Here is a 1,013-nt window from a genome sequence, read left to right as displayed (position 1 = left end):
GTCGTTGACGGTGAGCTGCCCGGTGAAGGTGCCCGATCCGTCCGCGGTGGCCGTCGCCGTGTCGCCGGTCTGGGTGTCCCCCGCACGCCCGGCGAGGGTGACGGAGGCTCCCGCGGTGAACTTCGAGCCGGTGACGGTGACCTGGTCACCGTCCGCTCCGGAGGCGCTGCCGAGCTGGATGGCCCGCTCGTTGACCTGGCCGCCGCCGTCTGTCGCGATGATCGTCTGGGAGACGGGCGCGGGCGGATCGGTGACCGTGCAGGGCGTGTCCAGCTCCATGATGTAGCTGGTGTGGATGTTGTAGTCGCCGGGCGAGAGGGTGATCTCACCGGGCGCGGTCACCGTGAAGGAGCCGGTCATCGAGAACGACGGGAACGCGCCCTTGCCGGGCACCGGATCGTTCTTCTGCGGGCCCGCCACCGTGATGTCGGCGGACTGCGCACCTGCGGCGGTGACCTTGCCGGTCGGCGTCATGATGTCGGCGGGCAGCGCCAGGTCGACCGGGTTGCTCGCGGCCGGCGTGACGACGGTGTACGTGACCTGGACCGTGTCGCCGACCTTCGGGGCGGCGTTGTCGACGGTGATCTCGGCCGTCGTCGTCCCGTCGATCGGCGGGATTCCGGCGATGGCGGGCGGGATGCAGTGGGTCGGGAAGTCCACCGCCTCGGATGCCGCCGCCATGGCCTGGGCGGGCCCGGCGAGCAGTCCTCCCCCGGTGACGACGAGCGCACCCACACCCAGCGCGGCGGCCCAGCGGCGGCTTCGGCGCCGCGTCCCCGGGCTGTCGGATCTTCGAATGGCTGGACTCATGGAGCCCCCTCCTGCGGAATGCGGCGCGGCGGCTCTTCCGCGCCGGCAGGGGGCTATTGATGACTCCGGCCGAAAAGAAGTCAATGGGATCGAAACGCGCTGACTGATGGTTCATCAGATGCTGTCAAGATCCATGTTTCCGGCACATCGTGTGCGAACGCCCCGCACCGGTGGGATGCGGGGCGTTCGCAAATGATGTGCCC

General features: G+C 69.9%; 1 pseudogene. It reads right to left on the bottom strand.

Going from position 1 to position 1,013, the window contains the following annotated elements:
- Positions 1 to 810, bottom strand: a pseudogene (locus ACFVW8_RS39190) (beta-xylosidase); the annotation flags it as partial.
- Positions 811 to 1,013: the final 203 nt, after the last annotated feature.

The organism is Streptomyces sp. NPDC058221 (assembly GCF_042882365.1).
GTDB lineage: Bacteria > Actinomycetota > Actinomycetes > Streptomycetales > Streptomycetaceae > Streptomyces.
This window is presented reverse-complemented; position numbering and strand designations above follow the sequence as displayed.